3 protein-coding genes are annotated in these 5,082 nt (G+C 56.6%); 1 reads left to right on the top strand and 2 read right to left on the bottom strand.

The window, feature by feature from the left end:
* Positions 1-401: 401 nt before the first annotated feature.
* Entirely contained in the window at positions 402-818 is a 417-nt protein-coding gene (locus tag ACR0AO_RS25140; RefSeq protein WP_480609673.1) for a hypothetical protein, read from the bottom strand.
* A 166-nt stretch (positions 819-984) separates the two neighbouring features.
* On the opposite strand from ACR0AO_RS25140, the gene ACR0AO_RS25135 reads away from it, so the two are divergent.
* Complete coding sequence (locus ACR0AO_RS25135) at positions 985-2,619, top strand: winged helix-turn-helix domain-containing tetratricopeptide repeat protein (protein ID WP_480609670.1); 1,635 nt, start codon at positions 985-987, stop codon at positions 2,617-2,619.
* Between the two features lie 51 nt (positions 2,620-2,670).
* On the opposite strand, the gene ACR0AO_RS25130 is transcribed toward ACR0AO_RS25135, so the two are convergent.
* A complete protein-coding gene (locus ACR0AO_RS25130; protein ID WP_480609667.1) occupies positions 2,671-4,584 on the bottom strand; it encodes an adenylate/guanylate cyclase domain-containing protein in 1,914 nt (637 codons plus the stop codon).
* Positions 4,585-5,082: the final 498 nt, after the last annotated feature.

Genomic DNA, 5,082 nt, shown 5'->3' with positions numbered 1-5,082 from the left:
TCATTGGGTGGCTCCTTTCCTAGCAGTCGGTGATAACTGCACTTTGGCACATTTGATGCCGGTGGAGCAGGAGCCACCCACCTCATCCGCTTTGGGCCGCTGTGTGAACATCTGACGGTGGGGCAGGGGGGCGTGTGCTGCAACAGCAACGAGGTCCGGAATGAGCCCATCTTGACCAATGCTGCTCGGCGCACGAACGGGCGCGAACCATCTAATACCGCCATTGTTTATGGTTAGTACGGTCCGAAAGCGCCATTTGGCACCCGTCCACAATGTTGCAGCGGCCCGCATTGCGGACATCTACCGTGCATGGAAATTAGGGCCGCTGTATTCCTGCCTGCCATTTCTCCTCAGCCCGAAAAATGGCAGGTTCAGTGTGAGAACCAGAATGAAACCGAAACTCAGAGACCGGTAGACGGTTCAAAGCTGTGCAGCTCGAAAGTTCTCTTTCCATCGGCGCTGAATTTCTGGATTGAGTCCCCGAGACGCAGCACTGTCATGCAGCGATAGCGCCCATTGTCGGCGGCCATGGAAACGCAAACCTTGTCTGTATCGGTGATGGCAAATGCGCCGGCACCGCTCCATCCACCATTCGTAAGCTCGCCGCTCACGACATTGCTCGGGTCATAGAAAAAGCGAAATCTCTTCTCTCCGGACGTTGCTGTGACAGTATTTCCGATCAGAAGCTCTGCGATCTGATCGGCATTAAGGCGCTCGGCGCCCTTATCCAACGCCGCCTCAAGATCCGTTTCAGCGAATGCGGTGCTTCCCGTTAGAGCGACTGCGGCCGCCACACAAAGTGTTCTTAATAGTGCCATATCCAATCTCCTTATTGCTTTGGGTAATGCTAGGGAGCGCTAACCCCGGAAAACGCTATCCCCGAAGAACGCGCCGGGCTTGATCGGAAGCTGATTTTTTCTGACATTCATCTGACAATCCGCAAACTTCGTTGAGCCAAGGACATGGCGGAGTGTAGGTTTCAGTATGTACCGTTTCTTAGAGTTCCAACTTGATCCGACACAGGGATTGAACCGCAGTGGCGAACCGGTCGCTCTGGAACCTCAGGCCCTGCAATTGCTGGAACTTCTCGTCAGGAACCGAGACAGGATTGTTAGCAAGCAAGAGATTATTGATGAGATTTGGGACGGCGCAGCAATCACCGATGCGGCCCTGAACACGCGCATTCGGTCCGTGCGCAAGGCCTTGGGCGACACTGCGGCAAGCTCAGACTACATCAAGACCTTTCCAAAGCGCGGGTTCCAATTTGTGGCACCGGTTTCTTCGGATGACCCGCCTCAGCGCATTGCCCAGGCTCCCAAACGCGGCGTTCTTGTTGCGGGTGTTCTCTTGGCTTTGGCAATCGCTATGCTGTCGCTTTCCATATTTGCCGACCGGCAGCGGTTGCCGGACACTGGAAAACCCTCTTTGGCCATTGTGCAGTTTGACAATATCGGGGACGAAAGAACGGGTCAGTATTTCGTCGATGGTCTCACCGACGACCTGATCGCGCATTTGTCGCGGAACCGGGAACTGTTCGTTGTGTCCAGCGCAACGATGTTCTCTTACGCGAAGGATCAGGCAACCCCGATCGAAATCGCGCGCGACCTTGGGGTTGGCTATGTTGTCCGCGGCAGCGTCCGCCGTGCCGATGGTCAGATGCGCGTCAGCGGAGAACTTATTGATGTCGACAGCGCCGAAACCATCTGGGCCGAGGTTTTCGATCGTCAGCTAACGGATGTCTTTGATGTTCAAGACGAGATCAGCCGGGCCATCGCGGGCCAGTTATTGCCTGAGATATATCAGTCCGGTGAAGCACGATCGCAGGAAAAACCGACTGAGGACATGGGGGCATGGGATCTGTATTTACGCGGCCGGGCGCGGCAGGCCGTGTTTTCGCAAGAAGCCCAGCAAGACGCGGTGACGTTTGCACAGTCCGCCATCGCAGCCGATCCGGAATTCGCGGCAGCACACAGCCTGTTGGCCCGCGCGCTGGGAACGATATTCTTCTTTCAGTGGTCAGATACCCCTCAGGACACGTTGATTGCCGCGACTGAGGCGGCCAAGCGAGCCATTGTACTGGACGATCAGGACGCACAGGCGCATGCGGCCCTTGGCTATATCTACCGCTTTACAGGAGAGGCCGATCCAGCCATCGCAAATCTCGAACGCGCTGTCGCGCTCAACCCCAATGATGCGCGTATACGGCTGGAATTGGCGCATACCTATGACTGGTTCCGCATGCAGGACCGCGCCCTACCCGAGATAGAGATGGCGATCCGGTTAAGCCCACGCGATCCGATGTTGCAAAACATGTACTTCTACCAGGGCCATATCCTGTTTCACCTGGAACGCTACGAAGAGGCGCTGGACGCAGCCCGGCAATTGGGCGCAGTGGCAACAAGCAATACGTGGCGGCTGTTTCATCACCTGTTGAGCGCGGCCACTCTTGCCGAGATGAGCAGGCAAGACGATGCCCAAGAGGCTGTTAACGATGCGCTTGAGATTAACCCCAAACTGTCAATATCCGCAATGCGCAGGCAATTCGCAGGATCGAAGAACCATCCAGAAAACCGGCGGATCTGGTTGGCAAGTTTGCAAAAGGCGGGCGTACCCGAATAAAAAATCGGTACCAGACTTGACACTACTCTGTGCCGTACCGCGCCCCGTCGGTCAGCCTGCACTATCCTGAAGCGGGGCAAACCGTCCCTCGGGCATGTCCACCGCCCTGTAGGCTTCGACGAAAGGCAGGATGTGTTCATCCGGGCGCGCAAAACGCCGATACATCCAGACAATATCCGCAATTTTTATCCCCGGTCGAATTCTGTTAAGCCGGTCTCGCGCGGCAATGGCGGCCTCGTGTGGACCCAGTTCAGCCAGAATTGCAACCTCGATAGAAACCGACCACCAAATGTCCGGCTGCGCCCCCTTGCGATAGGTGCTCAGCGCTGTTTCGTAATCTCCGTTCAGGAAATGATACTCGGCCAGCGCCTGGTACCAGTTTGGATCTGCCGCATTTGGGTCAAGCGCAATTGCGTTCTCAACAAGAGCAGCGCCCAACTCCAGACGCCCGGACCAAATGAACTCATAGCCGATCTGCCCTTGCAGATACCGATCTGTCCCCAATGCCAGCGCCGTTTCAGCAGACGAGAAGAACCCGTCAAGATCGCGCTGAATCTGCAGCACAAGCGCCAGAAGAAAGTGAGCGCGCGCAGAATACGGGTTCAGCGACACCGCCTTCCGCGCCGCCTCTTCCGCGCGTTGAATTTTCTCGTCCTGCGTCCCTGGATATAGCCCGGTAAAAAGCTTCACATCCGTCAGCAGTGCCTCGGCCAATTGCGCCCACCCGCGCCAATACTCGGGTTCGTCTTCGACGACCCGCAGGATACAGCCGCGGACGCGCTCTTGCATATCTCGCCGGTTCAGAAACCCAACCCGTAGCAGAGAACATTCATAAGACGACAGATGTTCCGGAGGTTTCGCGCGCGCATGACCTGCGTGAATGCGCTTGATCGCCCCGCCCGCATCACCCACAGCCGAGGCCACTTTTTCGGTAATGTTCAGCTGAACGTCCAGAATATTAGAAGTCGTGAGGCTATCGTCATACGCGTCCGACCAGACCTGAAGCCCCGAGCTTGTGTCTATAAGTCGCGCTGTCACACGCAGACGATCTGCAACCTGCCGGACAGTACCTTCCAGCACGTAGTCTGCACCGAATTTCTGCCGGATACTGCGCGGGTCACTTTCCTCGGGCCGGACGGAATGAGTGGATTGGCGAGATAGGACGTTGAGGTCCTGGTAGCTCCCCAGCTCAACAATGATGTCTTCACCAATGCCTACAGCCAATAAATCGCGGGCGTCCGTATTGCTAAGGTTTTGAAATGGCAGAACCGCAATGGTCGGACCTGTTGGCTCTGTCAACAAAGCGGCTTCATCAAAGGTCAGGGCGTCGGGCGGCTCGGGACCAAAGCTGATCCACCACGTTACCAAACCCGCAACGCCCAGACCAACCAGCACCGCTGCACCGGTCATCAATGGAAGTTTGTTTGATCGCCGTTTGGATGCGGGCGCTCTGTCAGGCATGACGCGAAAAACGCGAACCGGTTCAGCGATGTTCTTCAGGGTGTTCAGTCCGAGATCCTCAAATCCGGCATCCACCTTGCCCATGGCCTGTTGGACGACACTCTCAGAAACCGCGACGCCGTCTGGGTCCGCTAGACCTTCAATGCGAGAGGCGACATTCACCCCGTCACCGTAAAGGTCCCCATCAGCGATCATGACATCACCGAGGTTTATCCCGATCCGAAGTTGCAATCGCGACCCGTTGGCGATGGTCGGAGCAGCCTCAGCCATTGCCCGCTGGATCTCGACGCCACAGGTTACGGCATCGACAACCGAAGCAAATTCGACAAGAGCACCATCCCCCATCAACTTGACGAGGCGCCCGTGATGTCGTGCAATTGTGGGATCAAAAATCTCTGAACGCAGAGATTTGAGAGCGGACAATACCCCTGCCTCGTCGCTGCCCATCAACGACGAATACCCAACGACATCGGCAGCCATGATCGCGGCGAGTCGGCGCTGCATAGGACCCTCCCACTCACAGTCTAACGGATGTCACGAAATCTCGACAATGCGCGACCTTTGAGTAGTCCAGTTAAATTGGCTTCATAACCAAGGCTGAACGTCCGCTTCGCCTCAAAGGCATCACCTGCTTGCACCCGCAGTGGAGGTCAGCTCTCCGCCCTTGGTGCAGGAGATCGAGGTCGCGAAGCGCAGATTGCAGAAATCGGGGTTTGCGACGTGAATTCACGCTTCGTCCGGCATTTTGCGAGTTCAGGCAGCCTTTGATTTTGCGCTCGCAGCGAATGTCCGGAAAGCGGGCTGCGACTGCAGCATTCCGGCCGCATATCCAAGGTCTGGTATGGGCCGAACTCGCAGTGCTAAGTGCTACTCAGGGTTTGGATGCTGTGCCGCCTCCGAGGTCTGCATTGAGCCCAATCCAACGAATGCTGCGCTGCATTCGAACGGCAGCAGTTGGCGATCAACCGGACTTCCAGTCGGCTTGCGCCACGTGTATTCGTG

It is taken from the genome of Ruegeria sp. AF8, from assembly GCF_056541825.1.
The sequence above is the reverse complement of the archived record's forward strand: the minus strand, read 5'-3'. Positions and strand labels throughout refer to the sequence as shown.

Bases quoted from the DNA above. Each gene is read 5' to 3' on its own strand.
- ACR0AO_RS25130 (WP_480609667.1), bottom strand. From the start codon at position 4,584: ATGCAGCGCCGACTCGCCGCGATCATGGCTGCCGATGTCGTTGGGTAT.
- ACR0AO_RS25140 (WP_480609673.1), bottom strand. From the start codon at position 818: ATGGCACTATTAAGAACACTTTGTGTGGCGGCCGCAGTCGCTCTAACG.
- ACR0AO_RS25135 (WP_480609670.1), top strand. From the start codon at position 985: ATGTACCGTTTCTTAGAGTTCCAACTTGATCCGACACAGGGATTGAAC.